The sequence below is a fragment of the Pseudomonas sp. A-1 genome (assembly GCF_004801855.1).
GTDB lineage: Bacteria > Pseudomonadota > Gammaproteobacteria > Pseudomonadales > Pseudomonadaceae > Geopseudomonas.
Map to the genome: position 1 here is coordinate 18,334 of NZ_SSTC01000046.1, position 17,180 is coordinate 35,513.

General features: G+C 69.1%; 15 protein-coding genes and 2 pseudogenes. 4 read left to right on the plus strand and 13 right to left on the minus strand.

The genetic code is table 11. From position 1 onward, the window contains the following. Positions 1–11: 11 nt before the first annotated feature. From E5198_RS12335 to E5198_RS12350, 4 genes are all read right to left on the minus strand, one after another. The gene (locus E5198_RS12335) at positions 12–1,160 is read right to left on the minus strand and encodes an acyl-CoA dehydrogenase family protein (RefSeq protein ID WP_136490294.1); all 1,149 of its coding nucleotides are present in this window, start codon (positions 1,158–1,160) and stop codon (positions 12–14) included. A 12-nt stretch (positions 1,161–1,172) separates the two neighbouring features. Further along, positions 1,173–2,312 (minus strand): amidase, encoded by a 1,140-nt coding sequence (locus tag E5198_RS12340; RefSeq protein WP_136490295.1) that lies wholly within the window; start codon positions 2,310–2,312, stop codon positions 1,173–1,175. Positions 2,313–2,893: 581 nt separating this feature from the next. Beyond that, positions 2,894–3,823, minus strand: coding sequence for a transporter (locus E5198_RS12345; RefSeq protein WP_136490296.1), 930 nt, complete (start codon positions 3,821–3,823; stop codon positions 2,894–2,896). 143 nt (positions 3,824–3,966) lie between these two features. Next, positions 3,967–4,515, minus strand: coding sequence for a VOC family protein (locus tag E5198_RS12350; protein ID WP_136490297.1), 549 nt, complete (start codon positions 4,513–4,515; stop codon positions 3,967–3,969). Between the two features lie 379 nt (positions 4,516–4,894). On the opposite strand from E5198_RS12350, the gene E5198_RS12355 reads away from it, so the two are divergent. Further along, a complete protein-coding gene (locus E5198_RS12355; protein ID WP_136490298.1) occupies positions 4,895–6,862 on the plus strand; it encodes a sigma-54-dependent Fis family transcriptional regulator in 1,968 nt (655 codons plus the stop codon). 81 nt (positions 6,863–6,943) lie between these two features. Here E5198_RS12355 and E5198_RS12360 read toward each other — a convergent pair whose 3' ends face one another. Further along, positions 6,944–7,660: a lipoate--protein ligase family protein gene (locus E5198_RS12360; protein ID WP_136490299.1), complete on the minus strand. Its 717-nt coding sequence runs from the start codon at positions 7,658–7,660 to the stop codon at positions 6,944–6,946. 353 nt (positions 7,661–8,013) lie between these two features. Between E5198_RS12360 and lipA the strand changes: the two genes are divergently transcribed. Both lipA and tatA read left to right on the plus strand, forming a co-directional pair. Then, complete coding sequence (gene lipA, locus E5198_RS12365; protein WP_136490300.1) at positions 8,014–8,943, plus strand: lipoyl synthase; 930 nt, start codon at positions 8,014–8,016, stop codon at positions 8,941–8,943. A gap of 31 nt (positions 8,944–8,974) precedes the next feature. Next, positions 8,975–9,133 (plus strand): annotated as a pseudogene (tatA, locus tag E5198_RS12370) (twin-arginine translocase TatA/TatE family subunit); the annotation flags it as partial. A gap of 191 nt (positions 9,134–9,324) precedes the next feature. Here the strand turns inward: tatA and E5198_RS12375 are convergent. The 8 genes from E5198_RS12375 to E5198_RS12410 form a co-directional block, all read right to left on the minus strand. Beyond that, positions 9,325–10,011 carry a 2-oxo acid dehydrogenase subunit E2 gene (locus tag E5198_RS12375; RefSeq protein ID WP_136490302.1) on the minus strand — a complete coding sequence of 229 codons (687 nt, stop codon included), beginning with the start codon at positions 10,009–10,011 and terminating at the stop codon, positions 9,325–9,327. Between the two features lie 3 nt (positions 10,012–10,014). After that, entirely contained in the window at positions 10,015–10,248 is a 234-nt protein-coding gene (locus E5198_RS12380) for a lipoyl domain-containing protein (RefSeq protein ID WP_136490303.1), read from the minus strand. Between the two features lie 3 nt (positions 10,249–10,251). Further along, on the minus strand, positions 10,252–11,277 hold the full coding sequence (locus tag E5198_RS12385) for an alpha-ketoacid dehydrogenase subunit beta (protein WP_136490304.1): 1,026 nt from the start codon (positions 11,275–11,277) through the stop codon (positions 10,252–10,254). A 31-nt stretch (positions 11,278–11,308) separates the two neighbouring features. After that, complete coding sequence (locus tag E5198_RS12390; protein WP_136490305.1) at positions 11,309–12,298, minus strand: thiamine pyrophosphate-dependent dehydrogenase E1 component subunit alpha; 990 nt, start codon at positions 12,296–12,298, stop codon at positions 11,309–11,311. A gap of 22 nt (positions 12,299–12,320) precedes the next feature. Next, positions 12,321–13,901, minus strand: coding sequence for a GMC family oxidoreductase (locus E5198_RS12395; protein WP_136490306.1), 1,581 nt, complete (start codon positions 13,899–13,901; stop codon positions 12,321–12,323). Between the two features lie 38 nt (positions 13,902–13,939). Beyond that, positions 13,940–14,467: a gluconate 2-dehydrogenase subunit 3 family protein gene (locus tag E5198_RS12400; protein ID WP_136490307.1), complete on the minus strand. Its 528-nt coding sequence runs from the start codon at positions 14,465–14,467 to the stop codon at positions 13,940–13,942. A 268-nt stretch (positions 14,468–14,735) separates the two neighbouring features. Continuing rightward, positions 14,736–15,707: a hypothetical protein gene (locus E5198_RS12405; protein ID WP_136490308.1), complete on the minus strand. Its 972-nt coding sequence runs from the start codon at positions 15,705–15,707 to the stop codon at positions 14,736–14,738. 74 nt (positions 15,708–15,781) lie between these two features. After that, positions 15,782–16,780 (minus strand): MBL fold metallo-hydrolase, encoded by a 999-nt coding sequence (locus tag E5198_RS12410; protein WP_136490309.1) that lies wholly within the window; start codon positions 16,778–16,780, stop codon positions 15,782–15,784. Positions 16,781–16,988: 208 nt separating this feature from the next. Between E5198_RS12410 and E5198_RS21560 the strand changes: the two are divergent. After that, positions 16,989–17,180, plus strand: a pseudogene (locus tag E5198_RS21560) (fructose-2,6-bisphosphatase); the annotation flags it as partial.

Consider the following 17,180-nt stretch of genomic DNA (forward strand, 5'->3'; position numbering starts at 1 on the left):
TTATTGTTCGGTTACAGGTAGCCCGGCAGCGGGTCGTGGCCGAAGAACATGGCACCGGCGTTCTTCAGGGTGATCGCCCCCATGAAGGCGTGCTGGGTACACATCATCGAGTCGCGGACGATGCGCGACAGCGGATGGTCGTTGTAGGTCCCGGTCATGCCGGTCACCTGGTAGGTGGAGCGGATCGCCTCGGCGCACTCGTGCGCCAGATTGGTGGTCGCCAGGCGGATCAGGTTGACCTGCTCGCGAGTGGGCTCGCCGCCGGCCAGGATGCTGTTCCAGGCCTCCTCGGTCGCGCCGTAGAAGAAGGCGCGGGAGGCGCGCACCTTGGCTTCGGCCCTGGCGATCTCGATCTGCACGTATTCGCGATCGCCCAGGTTCGGCGCCCCGGTCACCGACTGGCGACCCGCCGCCATCGCCTGCACCACATCCAGCGCCTCGCGCGCCAGGCCAGCGGTGGTCACCGACAGCACCTGGGCGGCAAAGGCCAGCGTCGGGTAGCGGAAGAAGGGCGCATCGACATTGGGCTTGCCGCCACGGACGAAGGTCCACTCTTCCGGTACGAATACCTCCTCCACGACCAGGTCATGACTGCCGGTACCGACCATGCCGATCACGTCCCAGTTGGGCTCGATCTTCACCTTGTCGGCGGACATTACCGCCATGCGCGGCAGCGGCTCGCCGTTGTCCGGCTGGATGCCAACGCCGATCAGCGAAGCTCCCATGCAGCCGCTGCCGAACTTCCAGCGGCCGCTGACGATGTAGCCACCGTCGACCTTCTTCGCCGGCTGGGTCGGAAAGATCCCCCCGGCGAACACCACATCCGGCGTCCCGGACCAGACCTGGTCGATGGTCTGCGGCGGCAGTGCCGCCAGGTAGGCCGGGTTCATGCCGAAGCTGGCGACCCAGCCGGCCGAACCGTCGGCCGCGGCCATCGCCTCGACCATCTGCAGGAACTCGAGCGGTGATCGCTCGTCCCCTCCCATCGTCCTGGGGACCATGGCGCGGTAGACCCCCACCCGCTTGAAGGAGTCGATGATGTCCGGCGAGATGAACTGCTGATCCTCGAACTCCTGACGGCGCTTGCGTACTTCGGCAAGCAGGGCATCGAACACGGTCTCCCCGCCCCAGAGGGATTTGTCGATCTGATAACCAGGCATTCGCCCGCCTCCCTAGTTGTTGTCTTTATTGTTACGGGCGGCATCAGCCGCTCTGAGCAACTGCTGTGCCGCCGCAAAGACCACCTCATCGGCATGCTTGCGACCCACCAGTTGAATTCCGACCGGACGGCCGTCGACCTCGAAGGGGATGACCAGCGCCGGATGACCGGACAGGTTGAAAGGCCGCGCCAGCGCGGTCATGTTCAGGTCCGTCTGCCCGGCCAGTGCGTCCTGCAGGGCCATCGGCCCCTTTGGCAAAGCCGGCATGACCAGCACCTCGCAGTTCTCCAGCAGCCGATCCACTTCGGCGCCGAAAGCCGTGCGCACCTGCTCCGCTGCATGCACCTCTGCAGCCGAGGTTTCACCGGCCCCCCTGAGGCGCGCAGCCACATCCGCCCCCAGCTTGCCGCTGGCCAGCAAGTCGGCGCCCGCCAGCGCGGTTTCCGCGTTGATCACTGCCAGCCCGGCAGCGAAGGCCTCGGCCAGCAGCGGCAGTTCGACCCGACTCAGGTCCAGGGCCAGTGGCGCCAGGTACCGATCCAGCGCCGCGGCCACAGACGGCTGGGCGCAGGTATTGGTGACCAGCGCGAAGCGCATCGGCGCGTTGACTGCACCGGGCTTGAACGAGGGATCGATCGCCTGCTCGGCGAGTTGCAGGGTCTGCAGGTCCGCAGCGAAGGGACCAACGCAGTCCAGCGACGAGTTCTGCGGCCAGACACCGGCGCGGCTGACGCGGCCGAAGGTCGGCTTGAAGCCGAATACGCCGCAGCAGGCAGCCGGCACGCGAACCGAGCCGCCGGTATCCGTGCCCAGCGCGTAATCGGCCAGTCCGGAAGCCACGGCAGCGGCAGAGCCACTGGAGGAGCCACCCGGGATCAGCTCCGGATAGCGTGCATTGATGGGGGTACCTGCATGCAGGTTGATGCCGGTGACGCCGAAGGCCAGCTCATGCATCGCGGCCTTGCCGACGATCCGGTGGCCGGCCGACAGCAGACGCTCGACCACCTCCGCGTGCTGCTCGGCGGGACGGACCTCGTCACATGCTCGGCTACCCAGACGGGTCGGCATGCCGGCGATATCGATGGAGTCCTTGATGACGACCTTCAGCCCTGCGGGGGCGCCCAGCTCGCACCGGGAGATCAGCGTTGTCATAGCGAGTCTCTTGCAGAAATTGTTTTTGTTAGCGGGGCCTCCGCTCGACTGGAGACCGCTCAAGAGCTGGAACAAAAATTACATCATTCACTTGAATCGTCAACTAATTTTCGAATGCAAAACCACGCCATGCCGAATCAGCCCGCAGCCATTCTGAGCCCGGCGACGCTCGCAAAATCAGAGGAAAACTGGAGAAAACGCGGACAAAAACCAACCTCGTCGGCCTTCGCCAGCGCCCTGGACCCGGTGTCCATGAAGGAGTTCAAGTGTCTCGAAGGGCGGGGCAAGGTGGTCTGCCACGCGCCCTCCCCCTTCTCCCCGGCCTGCGCGACGACATCGTTCCCGGCCTGCGCTGGATCGAATCACTGAGCATCGAGTAGCGCCGGCAGCCCCTCGGTTGTGGTCAATTCCACGGCCAGCCGCCTGGCTGCCGCCCAGGCGCCTTGCGCAAACCGGGATGAGGGGAAATCGATGGGGGTCGAGCCGCTACTCGGGGCATTGCTGGCCGGCGGCATCAAGCGGGCCTGGCGGCAGGCCTGCGCCCGGGAGGACATCAGCCGCCGCCGCAGCCGAGCCGGCGCTCAGAATGCGTACAGCAGGCGCAGGTTGACCCGGCTGTCCTCGCGGAAGCCGTTGTCCACCGCCAGGTCGCGGCCGAAGGTGGCGGCCAGTTGGGCATCCGGGCGGAAGAACCAGGCGAAGCCCGCCGACCACTTGCCGGTGCGCTGGCTGTCGTCCAGCCAGGAACTGTCCAGGCAGTTCTCGCCGCCGTGCTGCCAGGACAGCCCGGCGCGCAGGTCGAGGGTGTCGCCGAGTGGGTAACGCAGGAAGCCCTGGTACTGGTAGCTGGGCTTCTGCTCGTGGTTCAACCTCAGCGGTCCATAGCTGTCGTTGTCGCCGTAGAAGGTCACGTCCGCCGCCAGGTCCAGCGCCAGCCTGTCGCCGAGGCCGGTGACGTAGCCGGCCTGCAGGGTCAGCTTCCAGCGGTTCTCGCCGAGGTTGAGCGGCTGGTCGTGGTCATAACGGCCGACGGGGACGAACAGGTAAGGGGTGATGGCGAAGAAACGCCGCCGCTGCGGCTGCTCGAGCAGCCACACCGGCATGGCCAGGATCGGGTCGGCCAGGCCGCTGCTGTCGCCCAGCGCGTTGCCGTCGTGGCGACCGTCGAGGCGGCCGAACGGCAGGAGGATCTGTGGCGCGACGCGGTAGCCGCCGAGGTCGGCATAGTGCACCAGGCGCAGGATGCCGATCTGCGAATCCAGCCCCGGCGAGCCGGCCAGGCGGTGGCCGTCGCGGTACAGATGGTCGCGTTCGGCCTGCTGCAGGTAGAGCAGACCGAGGGTGGTGCCGGCGGCGGCAGGCACGTAGTCGCCGGCGTCGAGGTCCAGCGCGCTGGCCGGCCGGCTGCAGGACAGGCCGGCGCCGAGCAGGACCAGGCCCCACAGGATGATCCACAGCCGCGCATCGAGTTCGGGGGCGCGACGAAGGGACAGCAGGCAGATGGGCAACATGGTGGCTCCTCTCTCTTGTTGTTTTCTCACCGGCGCACGGCTGGCCGCGCAGGCCTGTCGCTCGCGTCCGGAGATGGATTCGGAAAATGGTGGGTGGGGCGGACGCCGCGACCTGCGCCCTGGCAGGTCGCGGCCCGGCGCGGCTATTGCGCCGGAAAGCGCGGGTCCCACAGCAGACGGGTGTGCGCCTCCTCGTACTGCATGCCCTCGGGGAAACTGACCAGCTCCAGCTGCAGACCCCAGGGCGCGAGGAAATACACCCAGGTCAGCCCAGCGGCCGGACCGTCGGTGAAGGTGCTCGGCGTGTCGAGCACGGTGACGCCCTTGTCCTTGAGGTAGGCGACCGCCTGGTCCATGTCGTCGACGTAGAAGGCCAGGTGGTGGCCGCCGACATCGCTGTTGCGCGGCAGACGGCGATTCTGGTCCGGCGCGCTGTACTCGAAGATCTCCAGGTTGGTGCCGTTGCCGCAGCGGACCATCTGGAAGTCGCGGATGGCGGCGCGCGGGTGCACGTTGAGGTGGCGTTCCATCCAGTCGTCGTCGAACCGGAACTCGCCGAAGGTGAAGTACGGCTCGCAACCGAGCACCTCGACGAAGAAGGCCACCGCCTCGGCCAGGTTGGGGACGGTGATGCCGATGTGCTGCAGGCCGCGCATGCCGGGCAGGCCGCGCGCTGGGGTCGCGAAAGTCATGGGAATGCTCCTGAGTCAGTGTTCTTGTTGTGGGCGTGCCCACCGGTCTGGCGGCGGGCTACCGGCTCTTTCGCAGGAGCCGTGCCAGGCCCGGCGGATTCGTTCAGGGCACTGATTTCCCGGGAGTTTTCGCCAGCGCGCGGCGACCGGCGCAGCCCGTGCCGAGACAGTCGACCGTCAAACCGGCTTACAGCTGTAATGCCCGCCGTTACAGGCTTTACAGACTTCGCAGCGGCGTCGCGGCAGGGGTACACTGGCCCTTCAGAGCTCACTCGCACGGCACGCCACAGGGCGTGCCGCCACAAGAACAAGATCGTCACTGCGGATACCGACGGCCTGCGGCCAGGCCAGTGCAGCACCGGTGATCCGAGGAGGCCGCATGCGTATCACCCTGCCCGGCAGTGCCCACGTCGACACCGTCCTCTCCCTTGCCGCCGACGCCGCCCCGGCCCTCGCTGGTCCCGGCTTCGACCCGCTGATCTCCCGCTCGTGGAAACGCTGCATCGAGGACTACGGCCTCGACCCGGCCAAGCCTGCGCCGCCGCGCTTCGTGCCGCGCCAGGTGCTGCTCGACCATCAGGACCAGGCCGACGAGTTGCTCAACGTGGCGCGCGCCGGCGTCGAGCAGCTGTACCGGCACATCGCCGAACTGGGCTACGTGGTGCTGCTCACCGACAGCCGCGGCATCACCGTGCAGTTCCTCGGCAACCCCGACGACGAGGCGGCGCACCGCAAGACCGGCCTGTACCTCGGCGCCGACTGGAGCGAGGACCACGCCGGCACCTGCGCGGTGGGCACCTGCATCAAGGAGCAGCAGGCGCTCACCTGCCACCATCGCGACCACTTCAGCGCCCACCACATCAGCCTGACCTGCACCGCGGTACCGATCTTCAACCCGCAGGGCCAACTGCTCGCCGTGCTGGACATCTCAGCGCTGCACTCGCCGCCGTCCAAGGACTCGCAGACCTTCGCCCTGCAGCTGGTGCGCCAGTACGCGCGGATGATCGAGGACGCCTACTTCCTGCGCCGCTACCGCGAGCAGTACATCCTCTGCCTGGACAGCTCGCGCGAGTTCGTGCTGATCAACCGTCACTACCTGCTGGCGATGGCCGAGGACGGCACCCTGCTGGCCGCCAACACCGCCGGCCGCCAGTTGCTCGCCCAGTGCGGCCTGGAGCTGCCCGTCAGGCCCTCGGCAATGGCGCCCAGGGTCGGCGTGCAGCAGCTGTTCGACTGCGAGCTGGAAGACATCCTCGGCATCCCCTACGCCAGCGCCGACCACGTGCGCGCCTTCCGCACCCACCGGCAGAACGCGCTGTACTTCGCCGCGCTGATGGAGCCGCGACGGGCTGCGCCTACCGCGACGGCCCCCAGCACCGAGACGCCACGCTGCGCCCTCGACGAACTGGCCGACGACGACCCGCTGATGCGCAAGATGCTCGCCCGCGCCAGGCGCCTGTGCGACGAGCCGCTCAACGTGCTGCTCAACGGCGAGACCGGCACCGGCAAGGAGCGCCTGGCCCGCGCCCTGCACGACAGCAGCCGGCGCGCCAGGGCACCGTTCGTGGCGATCAACTGCGCCGCCGTACCCGAGTCGCTGATCGAAAGCGAACTGTTCGGCTACCAGCCGGGCACCTTCACCGGCGCGCGCAGCAAAGGCATGCGCGGGCTGATCCAGCAGGCCGACGGCGGCACCCTGTTCCTCGACGAGATCGGCGACATGCCGTTGCACCTGCAGACCCGCCTGCTGCGCGTGCTGGCCGAACAGGAAGTGATGCCGCTGGGCGCGGAAAAGCCGGTCAAGGTCGACATCCGGGTGATCGCCGCCAGCCACCGCGACCTGCGCCAGATGATCGACGCCGGGCAATTCCGCGAGGACCTGTTCTACCGCCTCAACGGCGCCGTGCTGCGCCTGCCGCCGCTGCGCGAGCGGGCCGACAAGGGCTACCTGATCGAGAAGGTGTTCGCCGAACTGAGCCAGCAGCGTCAGCGTCCGGCACGCATCCGCGGCGACGCCATGAGCGCCCTGCTCGGCTACGCCTGGCCGGGCAACATCCGCGAACTGCGCAACGTGCTGCAGTACGCGCTGGCCACCTGCGAGGATGGCGAGATCACCGCCGCCGACCTGCCCGAGGAGTGCCTGCTGGGCGTCGGCGCGCGCCAGCCCGCAGCGCCGGCGCCGGTGCTCGAGGTGGCCGCCGGCGATCCGGCCGCGCAGCTGGCGGAAACCCTGCGCCGCCATCGCTGGAACGTCAGCGCGGCCGCCCGCGAACTGGGCCTGTCACGGCCAACCGTGTATCGCTGGATGAAGGTCTACGACATCGTGCCGCCCAACGCCCAGGGTTGAGGCGGGCGGTACCGTTTTTTCGTAGGATGCGCCGTGCGCACCCGCCCATCGGGTGCGGGCATCAGGTGCGCGCGGCGCACCCTACCGGACCGGCTCCGGCAAGCCTGCCGCCAATAGGCTGCGCCGGTAGCAGCCCTCCAGTACCTCCGCCGCCGCCCAGGCGTCCTCCACGCACTCGTCCAGCGCCACATGACTGGCCGCACGGCAGCGGGTGTCCAGTGCGCAGTCGCGATAGAAGGCGTTGACCACGTCCACCATTTCCTCACGCAGGTTTTCCATGAGGATGGCGCCGTGCGCCAGGGCCACGTGGCGGCCGTCGCTGCCGCGCTTGCGCCAGCGCTGGGCGGTGCCGACCAGCTTGCACCCGGCCAGGGTGACGTTGAAGCGACCATCGCAGAACGCTCCCTCCACCGCACCGAGATCCGGCGCCAGGCCCTGTTCGAGCAGCCACTCGCAGAGCGGATCGCACAGGTGCCGGTAGGCGTTCTCGATGCGCTTCTGCTCGGCCTCGCCGGCCGGCACGGCCCAGGCGAGGGCGACATTGAGCACCGCCGGCGACTGCGGTACCGGCTCGCCGCCGGTGTCGCGCAGGGCCACCGGCCAGCCCAGTTCGGCGCAGCTCGCCGCCGCGGCGGCGAAACCAGCCAGCCGCTCGAGGCGCCGTGGCATCACCAGCGCGGCGTCCTGCGGGCGCCACAGCAGCAGCGTGCAGTCGATGTCGCCGGCGTGCACCCGCTCCAGCAGCGCACGCTCGGCATCCAGGCCGGCCTCGACCGGCAGGCGTCGTATCAGACTCATGTCACCTCACTGTTGTCGATTGACCGCCACCGCGGGCGGGAAGCAGCCCCGGGCAGCCCGGATGCCAAGGAGCAGGATGCGTGCCATGGACCGAAAGTGCGCTGCAGCCGCGTCAGCGCTGGTCGATCCGACGCAACCGCCCGGAACCCGTCCACTGCACCTGACAACGTACCTGTAAAGGCGCTTACAGGTGTAACGCATTACCGGCGCAGCACCATCGCCTGCAAGCCCCGTATTCCGGGCACTTGGCCGCTGGCCCGCGTCTTGCTCCGGCCTTGTGAGCAGACCTCATCCCTTCCCAACCAGCGGAGATCGACGTGGAGTTCCAGCACACTGCCGGCCAACCGGCCGCAATGGCAAGCGGCACCAAGCTGCGCGGCGCCGACAAGGTGGCGCGCATTCCGGTGAAGATCATTCCGACCGGGGAGCCGTTGAAGAAACCGGAGTGGATCCGCGTGCGCAACCCGGTCACCCCCGAAGTCGAGCGGATCAAGCAGCTGCTGCGCCAGCACAAGCTGCACAGCGTGTGCGAGGAAGCCTCCTGCCCGAACCTCGGCGAGTGCTTCTCCGGCGGCACCGCCACCTTCATGATCATGGGCGACATCTGCACCCGCCGCTGCCCGTTCTGCGACGTCGGCCACGGCCGGCCCAATGCGCTGGATCCCGACGAGCCGAACAACCTGGCGCTGGCCATCGCCGACCTGCGCTTCAAGTACGTGGTGATCACCTCGGTGGACCGCGACGATCTGCGCGACGGCGGCGCCCGGCACTTCGCCGACTGCCTGCGCGAGATCCGCGCGCTGTCGCCCAGCGTGCAGCTGGAGACCCTGGTGCCGGACTACCGCGGGCGCATGGAGATCGCCCTCGACATCACCGCGACCGAGCCGCCGGACGTGTTCAACCACAACCTGGAAACCGTGCCGCGCCTGTACAGGTCGTCGCGTCCGGGCTCGGACTTCGAGTGGTCGCTGGACCTGCTGCAGGAGTTCAAGCAGCGCGTGCCCGGCGTGCCGACCAAGTCGGGCCTGATGCTCGGCCTCGGCGAGACCGACGAGGAAGTCATCGAGACCATGCAGCGCATGCGCGAGCACGACATCGACATGCTGACCCTCGGCCAGTACCTGCAGCCGTCGCGCAGCCACCTGCCGGTGCAGCGCTTCGTCCATCCGGACACCTTCGCCTGGTTCGCCGAGGAAGGCGCCAGGATGGGCTTCAGGAACGTCGCCGCCGGCCCGCTGGTGCGCTCGTCCTACCACGCCGACCGGCAGGCGCACGGCCTGTGAACGGCACCCACTCCACAGAGGAGCAGCAACCATGGGTATTTTCGACTGGAAACACTGGGTAGTGATCCTGCTGGTCGTCCTGGTGGTCTTCGGCAGCAAGCGCCTGCGCAGTCTCGGCAGCGATGTGGGCGAGGCGATCAAGGGCTTCCGCAGTTCGGTGGCGGACGACAAGGATCGGCAGCTGCCCTCCCCCGAGGACCGCCCCTGAGCCATCCCCGGCGGCGTGGCTGCCTGCAAGGGTAGCCGCGCAGCTCATCGCCCCATCCCAAGCCCCGCACCGCGCCCCTGCGCGGTGCCGGCGTTCGCCGCAAATGCCGAGGCCGGCATGGGAGCCGGCCTCGGGAGCGTGGTGGGCAGCCGCCATCCATGGCGGTGCGCAGCTCAGTTACCGGCGCCCTCGCCACCCTCGATGCGCCGGCACAGCGCATCGAGGAATTCGGCGGCCGGCGCGCCGTTGACCGCGCGGTGGTCGAAGGTCAGCGACAGGCCGAGGAAGTCGGCCTCGACCAGGCTGCCGTCGGCGGCGCGCTGCAGGCGGCGCTGGCTGCAGCCGATGCCGACGATGGCCACCTGCGGCACGTTGAGGATCGGCGTGAAGAAGCGTACCCGCGACAGCCCCAGGTTGGATACCGTGACGGTCGCCCCGGTCAGCTCGCGCACCGACAGCTTGCCGGCCAGCGCCTTGCCGGTGAGCACGCGGCGCGCCTCGGCCAGGCCGTCGACGTCGAGCGCTCCGGCGTCGAACAGCGCCGGGGCGACCAGCAGGTCGTCCGGCAGCGGTATGGCCAGCCCCAGGTGCACCGCCGCGTGGCGGGTGATCACCTCGTCCTCCAGGGTGGCGTTGAGCGCCGGATGCTCGCGCAGGGTCTGCACGATGGCGTGCAGCAGCAGGTCCTGCAGCGAGGCCTGGCTGCCGGCCGCCTTGAGGCGCGCACGGCGCGCCTGCAGGGCGGTCAGCTCGCACTCGGCGTGCAGGGTGAGCTGCGCGGCGCTGCGCAGGCTTTCGCTCATCTTCGCCGCGATCATCTTGCGCATGCCCTTGAGCGGCAGGGTGTGCATCTGGCCCATGGGCTACTCCACCACGCCGATGGTGGCGCCCTTGGCGATCACCGCGTCTTCGCCTTCGACGATCTTCAGCACGCCGGCCACCGGCGCCTCGATCTCGAACTGGGCCTTCTCCGACATGATCTCGGCGACCAGGTCGCCCGGCGCCACCTCGGCGCCGTCGCTGACCAGCCATGAGGTGATCACCGCTTCGGCGTCACCGTCCCACAGGTCATCGGCAATCACGATTGGGGTCGTCATGGGTCATTCCTCGCTCTTCAGGTTCTGGTAGGCGGCCACGATCTTCTCGGCACTGGGCAGCGCCCACTGCTCCATGACCGGGGTGAAGGGAATCGGGATGTCGGGGAAGGCCACCCGCTGCGGGGACGCCTTGAGCATGCCGAGGTCGTGCTCGACCACGCTGGCGATGATCTCGCCGCTGACGCCATAGCTGTGGTAGTCCTCGTCGACCACGATCAGCCGACCGGTCTTGCGTACCGAGGCGATCACGTGTTCGCGGTCCAGCGGCACCAGGCTGCGCAGGTCGACCACCTCGGCGCTGACGCCGTCCTGCTCCAGCTGCTGGGCGGCGCGCAGGGCGTGGTGCACACCGGCGCCGAGGCTGACGATGGTCACGTCCGTGCCCTCGCGCACGGTCCTGGCCTTGCCGATCTCGACGACGTAGCTCTCTTCAGGCACCGCCACGGTGGCGCCCTTCTCGGTGCCCAGCCAGCCCATGCCCTGCAGGGCCTTGTGGAACAGGAAGATCACCGGGTTGTCGTCGCGGATCGCCGCGGTCATCAGGCCCTTGGCGTCGTAGGCGTTGCTCGGCACCACCACCTTCATCCCCGGCAGGTGGGCGAAGGTGCCGTACAGGCACTGCGAGTGCTGGCCGGCGTCCGAGTAGCCGGCGCCGGTGGAGGCCATCAGCACCATCGGCACGCGCACGTTGCCGCCGGAGAAGTAGGTGTTCTTCGCCATCAGGTTGTAGATGGCGTCCATGCACACGCCGAAGAAGTCGACGAACATCAGTTCGACGATCGGCCGCATGCCGTCGGAGGCGGCGCCCACCGCCGCGCCGATGAAGGCGGTCTCCGAGATGGGGGTATCGCGCACCCGCGCGCCGCCGAACTCCTCGAACAGGCCGCGGGTGTTGCCGAACACCCCGCCGAGCTGGCCGATGTCCTCGCCCATCACGAACACGCGCGGGTCGAGGCGCATTTCCTGGGCCACCGCCTCGGCCATGGCGCGGGCGACGGTGAGTTTTCTTTCTTTCACTGGGCTGCTCATGCTGCAACTCCTGGCAATTCGGTGGGGGAAATCAGACGAACACGCAGTCCATGGCCTCTTCCGGCGCCGGATAGGCGCTGTCGCGGGCGAACAGCACCGCCTCGTCGACCCGGCCGCGGGCGCGCGCGGCGATTTCCTCGGCCGCCGCCTCGCTCAGCACGCCGGCGTCGAGCAGGCGCTGGCGGTAGGCCGGGATCGGGTCGCGCGCCAGCAGCGCCTCCTTCTCGCCGGCCGGCCGGTACTGCTCGCCGTCGCCCATGAAATGGCCGGCCAGGCGCGAGGTCTCGATCTCGATCAGGGTGGGCCCCTGCCCGGCGCGCGCCCGCTCGATGGCCTCACCGGCGGCGGCGAAGATGGCGTCGGCGTCGTTGCCGGGGACGAACACCCCGGGCATGCCGTAGGCGGCGGCGCGCACGTAGTTGCGCTCGATCGGGGTGGAGGCCTGCTTGGCCACCGAGATTCCCCAGGCGTTGTCCTCGATGACGAACACCACCGGCAGCTTCCACAGCGCGGCCAGGTTCAGCGTCTCGTGGAAGGCGCCCTGGTTGGCGGCACCCTCGCCGATGTAGGCCACCGCGACACCCGGCTTGCCCTGCAGCTGGCGCGACAGCGCCGCGCCCACCGCCGGGCCCATGCCCTGGGCGATGATCCCCGAGCAGCAGAAGTTCACCCGCGGGTCGAACAGGTGCATGTGCCCGCCGCGGCCGCCGGACAGGCCGGTCTTCTTGCCGAAGATCTCGGCGACCATCGCGTCGAGGTGGACGCCCTTGGCCACGGCGATGTGGTGGGGGCGGTGGGTGGCGGTGACCACGTCCTCGGCATTCAGGTGCGCACAGACGCCGACGGCGCAGGGCTCCTGGCCGTTGGACAGGTGCATCTCGCCGGGAATCGGGCCCTTGGCCATGTTGAAGACCGGGGTCTTGCCTTCCATGTAGATGCGCTCGATGGACTCTTCCAGGTAGCGGCTGACGAGCATCTGCTCGAACATCCACAGACGCTGCGCATGGTTCGGTGCGGTCATGTGATCGGCTCCGTATCGGGATTCAGAGGGCGCGCTGGCTGAACAGCTTGCCGATGTGGTCGGCCTGGCGCAGGGCCAGCGCGACTATGGTCAGGGTCGGGTTCTGTCCGCCGCTGGTGGTGAACTGGCTGCCGTCGGAGACGAACAGGTTGGGGATGTCGTGGCTCTGCCCCCACTTGTTGACCACCCCGTCGGCGGCCTTGGCGCTCATGCGGTTGGTGCCCATGTTGTGGCTGGCCGGGTAGGACGGCAGGCGGATCACCTCGGTGGCGCCGACCGCCTCGTAGCACTTGCGGGTCTGCTCGACGCCGTGGTCGCGCATGGCGTTGTCGAACGGGTGGTCGTCCTTGTGCACCACCGGCACCGGCAGGCCGTATTGGTCCTTCTCGCTGGCGTGCAGGGTGATGCGGTTGCTCTCCACCGGCAGGTCCTCGCCGCACAGCCACACGCCGGACATGTGGTCGTAGCGCTCCATGCGCGAGGCGTAGGTGCGTCCCCAGCCCTGCGGGGTCGGGTCGAGGAAGGCGGACATGAACGGCAGGCCGAGGGAGAGGATCTCCAGCCGGTAGCCGCCGACGAAGCCGCGCTCGGGGTTGTTGTAGGACTCGTCGGAGATGATCCCGGCGACCGTGGTGCCGCGGTACATGTGCACCGGCTTGGGCATGATCGCGTAGATGCCGGCGGTGGTATGGCACATGTAGTTGCGCCCGACCTGGCCTGAGGAGTTGGCCAGGCCGTCCCTGAAGGTCGACGACTCGGAGTTGAGCAGCAGGCGCGGCGACTCGATGGAGTTGCCGGCCACGCACACCACCCGCGCCTTCTGCCGCTGCTGGCGGCCCTCGGCGTCGGCGTAGACCACCGCATTCACCCGGCCGCGGGCGTCGTGCTCGATGCGCAGCGCCATGGACTGCGGGCGCACCTCGCAGTTGCCAGTGGCCTCGGCGCGCGGGATGTCGGTGTACAGGGTCGACCACTTGGCGCCGATGCGGCAGCCCTGCATGCAGAAGCCGACCTGCATGCAGCCGGGACGGTTGTCGTAGGGCTGGGTGTTGATCGCCATCGGCCCGGAGAGGATCTCCTTGTAGCCGATGCGCTGGGCGCCGGCGGCCAGTACCTTGAACGAGTTGTGCCACTGGTGGTACGGCATGCCGGTGCTCGGGCCGGTCACCCCCATGTGCTGCTCGGCCTTGACGTACCAGGGCTCCAGCTCGGCGTAGTCGAGCGGCCAGTCGAGCAGGTTGGCGCCCTTGATGGCGCCGTTCTCGCTGCGCATGCGGAATTCGAAGTCGCGGAAACGCAGGGCCACGCCGGCCCAGTGCATCGAGCTGCCGCCGACCGCCTTGACGATCCAGGCCGGCAGGTTCGGGTGGTTGCGCGCCACGTCCCAGCTGCCGGTGGCGATGCGCTTGTCCAGCCAGGAGATCTTGTTGAACATCGCCCACTCGTCGTTCTCGATGTCGGACATCTCGAAGCGCTTGCCGGCCTCCAGCACGACGACGCGGATGCCCTGCTTGGCCAAGGCGTTGGCCAGGGTGCCGCCGCCGGCGCCCGAACCGATGATGACGACGACGTCGCCGTCGTCCTGGGAGAATTTCGCTGCCATGGAGTCAGCCCTCGTTGTTGGAGTTGTGATGAGGAGGCTCAGAGCCAGTCGATGTCGTTGAAGCCGCGGTTGACGTAGCCGCCCTTCTCCACCGAGGAGCCTTCGTAGCCGAACAGCGGGAACAGCGCCTTGTTGTCGTAGATGCCGAACATCAGCGCAGTGCGCACCTCGCGGAAGAACGGCCCGGTCTCGATGGCGCGCAGCAGGGCGACGCGGTCGTTCTCGGCGAGCGCCTCGAAGGCCTTGCCGTGGCGTTCGCGGGCGCTGGCCTGCAGCGTCTGCAGCCCCTGGCGGACCAGCACGCCCTGCTTGTCCAGCAGCGCAGCCAGCGGCTTGGCGTAGTGCTGATCGGCGAGGCGGTCGTGGGGAAAGATGTCGCGGCCCATCTGCAGCAGGCCGGCGGGCAGCTCGGGCAGCGCAACGGGCCGCGCCTCGTCGGCGAGCAGGGTGACCGGGATCAGCTGGCTGCTGACCGCGGTGGCGCCGAGCAGCGCCAGCGACTGGGCGGACAGGGACATGAAGCGCCGGCGGCTGAGGCCGGCACCCGGGGCGGAAGAGTCGTGCATGGCAGCGCTCCAGACTGTTGCCGGCGCGCCCGCAGGGTGGGGGTCAGACAGGGCCGGCGTTCATTGTTCTGTTGTCGGGAGAGCCTGTTGCGACTCCCCGAACGGAGCAGAGCAGCTTGCGTGCCAAGCCCGAGAGATACGCATAAGCTGTTGTTTTTACTGATTTTCTCAGCGGAACAGTGGGTTTGAACGGCTGCCCACCGGACAGGCCGGCTGTAAATGCCCGGCCTTACACCTGTAAAACGTCTGTAAGGGTTTTACAGGTGGATCACCGATCCTCGACGAACCAATGCCCGTCGCCCATCAGCACCAGCGGCCGCCGGCGGAAGGCAGCCGGCATCGTCCGGCTGGACTCGAACCGCCAGTCGACCAGTTCCTGGCGCCAGAATCCCTGGTCGGCGGTGGCGTCGATCTGCAGATAGCTCACCTCTCCCGCCCGGCAGCTCAGGCCATGGAACTGCCGGCCATCCAGATGGCTGGCGGAAAACTGCAGCCTGTGCTCACCCGGCGGGAGCCGCAGCGCCACCAGGGTATCCAGCCAGGACGGCGCGGCCTCGCCCGCCGCCGGCAGCATGCCGCGCAGCCAGGCCTGCTGCTCGCCCTCGCGATACCAGTAGGCATCGCTCAGGCGCAGCGGCAGGGGTTGCGCGGGCTGGCCGTCGAGCGCCAGCCGGTCGGGGCAGCCCTGGGCGCCGCAACCAAGCACCAGGGTGCAGTCGGCCGCGCCGTGCGCGCGTTCGAGCCAGGCGTCGCGCAGCGCGGGGGCGGCCAGCAGGTTCTCGCGCCGCTCGCCGTCCGGAACGACGAAGAACAACAGGTCGCCGCTGCGCAGGTGCAGCGCCAGAAAGTCGGTCTCGATGGGCGACATGCTGCGCCAGTCAGTCGGCCGCCGGACCAGCCCGCTGTCCACCGCGACGACGCGCGCCTCGTCGTCATAAGCCACCAGGCTGTAGCGCAGCAGGCGATCCTTGATATGGGCGAAGGGCACCGGCCAGGGGGCGATCACCAACATCGTGGCGGACTGCTCGGTGTCGGCGCGGAACAGCTCGAAGCCCCAGTAGTCGCTGGCCAGCAGCGGCGGCCCCAGCCGCTCGTGCACCTGGGAGCGCCGCGTCAGCCCGGGCTCGATCTGCGCCGAGCTATCCGGCAGCAGCGCCTCGGGATGCTCGGGGGAAACGTGCTGGACGCAGCCGCCCAGCAGGGCCAGCGTCAGGGCCAGCAGGGAAAGTCGTCCGGCCATCCTCGATCTCCGCGCACACCGCCTCGGACAAGGCTAGCAAGGGCGCCCGCCGGGCGCCTTGCCGGCGGCCGAAATCAGCGGTCGCTGCGCAGCGGGCCGTACTCCACCGGCACCCAGGCGTAGCCCTCGCCTTCGGTGCGCACGTGGCCGATGCCGGGGAACGGCAGGTGCGCTCCGGCCACCCACAGCCGGTCGAGCGCCGCATCGGCGAGCACGCGCTGCCGGGTGGCGACGGCTCGGGTGCTGTCGACATCGAACTCGATGGCCACGTCCGGGCGGGCGAACTGCACCGCGTGGCTGTGCACGATGTCGCCCCACACCAGCAGGCGGCGGGTGCCGGAGCCGAACAGGTAGCCGCTGTGCCCCGGGGTGTGGCCGGGGCTGGGCGCGGCGCTCACCCCGGCGATGCCCGGACCTTCCTCACCGTGGGGCTGCAGGCGGCCGGCGGCGACGTAGGGCGCCAGGGCCGCCTGGGCCATCCTGAACATGCCCTGGCGGTCCTCCGGCGCCTTGGCCGCCAGCTCGGCGCTCAGCCAGTAGTCCGCCTCGGCCTTGGGCACGTGCACGCTGGCGTTGGGGAAGGCCATGCCGCCCGCGCCGTCGAGCAGGCCGCAGGCATGGTCCGGATGCAGGTGGGTGAGCAGCACGTGGTCGACCTGCGCCGCCTGGTAGCCCGCCGCCGCGATGTTGGCCTGGATCGCGCCGAGCGTCGGCCCGAAGCACTGCGCCGCGCCGGCATCCACCAGCAGCAGCTGGCTGCCGGTGTTGACCAGATAGGCGTTGACCGCGGTCTGCACGCCCTTGTCCGCCTCGACGAACATCCGCGCCAGCAGGCGCTGGATATCCTCGGCGCTGGCGCCCTTGAGCAGCTTGGGATCGAGGTCGACATAGCCGTCGTACAGCGCGGTCACCTCGAACTCGCCCAGCGCCATGCGGAAGAAGCCCGGCACCTGGGTGCGCTGCTGGGCCACCGGCTCGGCGCTGGCCGCCAGCGGCAGGCCGGCGAGCATGGCGGAGCAGCCCAGCGCCATGGCCAGCAGTGCCGAGCGGGCGAAGGTGGGGGAAGTTGCCATTCACGAATCTCCATTCAGGGGGAAGCGGCGCCCTCGTGGCGCCGCGCGACTGCCACAGCCGCACCAGCGTTATGCGCAGCCGCCGGCGATTTGTCCAGCAGCGGCCGGAGCCGGTCGGGCCTCCTCCCGGGGCCGCCCTCGGCTCGCCGGCCGAACGGCGAGCACGCCGGCTATAGTGGCTGGAGGAAACCGCCGCACGGAAGGCGCCATGCAGATCATCCTCGCCCGCCACGGCCAGCCGGAGCTGCGCCTCGACTCCTGGTTCAGGCCGATGGCGCTGCAGGAATGGCTGCGCCTCTACGACGCGGCCGGCCTGGCGCCGGGCGCGGTGCCGGCGGCGATCCGGGCGCAGGCGGCTGCCGTCGGCGTGCTGGCCTGCAGCGACCTGCGCCGCTGCACG

Coding starts and splice junctions, on each gene's coding strand:
- E5198_RS12405 (WP_136490308.1), bottom strand. CDS start 15,707: ATGGCCGGACGACTTTCCCTGCTGGCCCTGACGCTGGCCCTGCTGGGC.
- E5198_RS12395 (WP_136490306.1), bottom strand. CDS start 13,901: ATGGCAGCGAAATTCTCCCAGGACGACGGCGACGTCGTCGTCATCATC.
- E5198_RS12355 (WP_136490298.1), top strand. CDS start 4,895: ATGCGTATCACCCTGCCCGGCAGTGCCCACGTCGACACCGTCCTCTCC.
- E5198_RS12380 (WP_136490303.1), bottom strand. CDS start 10,248: ATGACGACCCCAATCGTGATTGCCGATGACCTGTGGGACGGTGACGCC.
- E5198_RS12410 (WP_136490309.1), bottom strand. CDS start 16,780: ATGGCAACTTCCCCCACCTTCGCCCGCTCGGCACTGCTGGCCATGGCG.
- lipA (WP_136490300.1), top strand. CDS start 8,014: ATGGCAAGCGGCACCAAGCTGCGCGGCGCCGACAAGGTGGCGCGCATT.
- E5198_RS12340 (WP_136490295.1), bottom strand. CDS start 2,312: ATGACAACGCTGATCTCCCGGTGCGAGCTGGGCGCCCCCGCAGGGCTG.
- E5198_RS12385 (WP_136490304.1), bottom strand. CDS start 11,277: ATGAGCAGCCCAGTGAAAGAAAGAAAACTCACCGTCGCCCGCGCCATG.
- E5198_RS12400 (WP_136490307.1), bottom strand. CDS start 14,467: ATGCACGACTCTTCCGCCCCGGGTGCCGGCCTCAGCCGCCGGCGCTTC.
- E5198_RS12335 (WP_136490294.1), bottom strand. CDS start 1,160: ATGCCTGGTTATCAGATCGACAAATCCCTCTGGGGCGGGGAGACCGTG.
- E5198_RS12350 (WP_136490297.1), bottom strand. CDS start 4,515: ATGACTTTCGCGACCCCAGCGCGCGGCCTGCCCGGCATGCGCGGCCTG.
- E5198_RS12360 (WP_136490299.1), bottom strand. CDS start 7,660: ATGAGTCTGATACGACGCCTGCCGGTCGAGGCCGGCCTGGATGCCGAG.
- E5198_RS12375 (WP_136490302.1), bottom strand. CDS start 10,011: ATGGGCCAGATGCACACCCTGCCGCTCAAGGGCATGCGCAAGATGATC.
- E5198_RS12345 (WP_136490296.1), bottom strand. CDS start 3,823: ATGTTGCCCATCTGCCTGCTGTCCCTTCGTCGCGCCCCCGAACTCGAT.
- E5198_RS12390 (WP_136490305.1), bottom strand. CDS start 12,298: ATGACCGCACCGAACCATGCGCAGCGTCTGTGGATGTTCGAGCAGATG.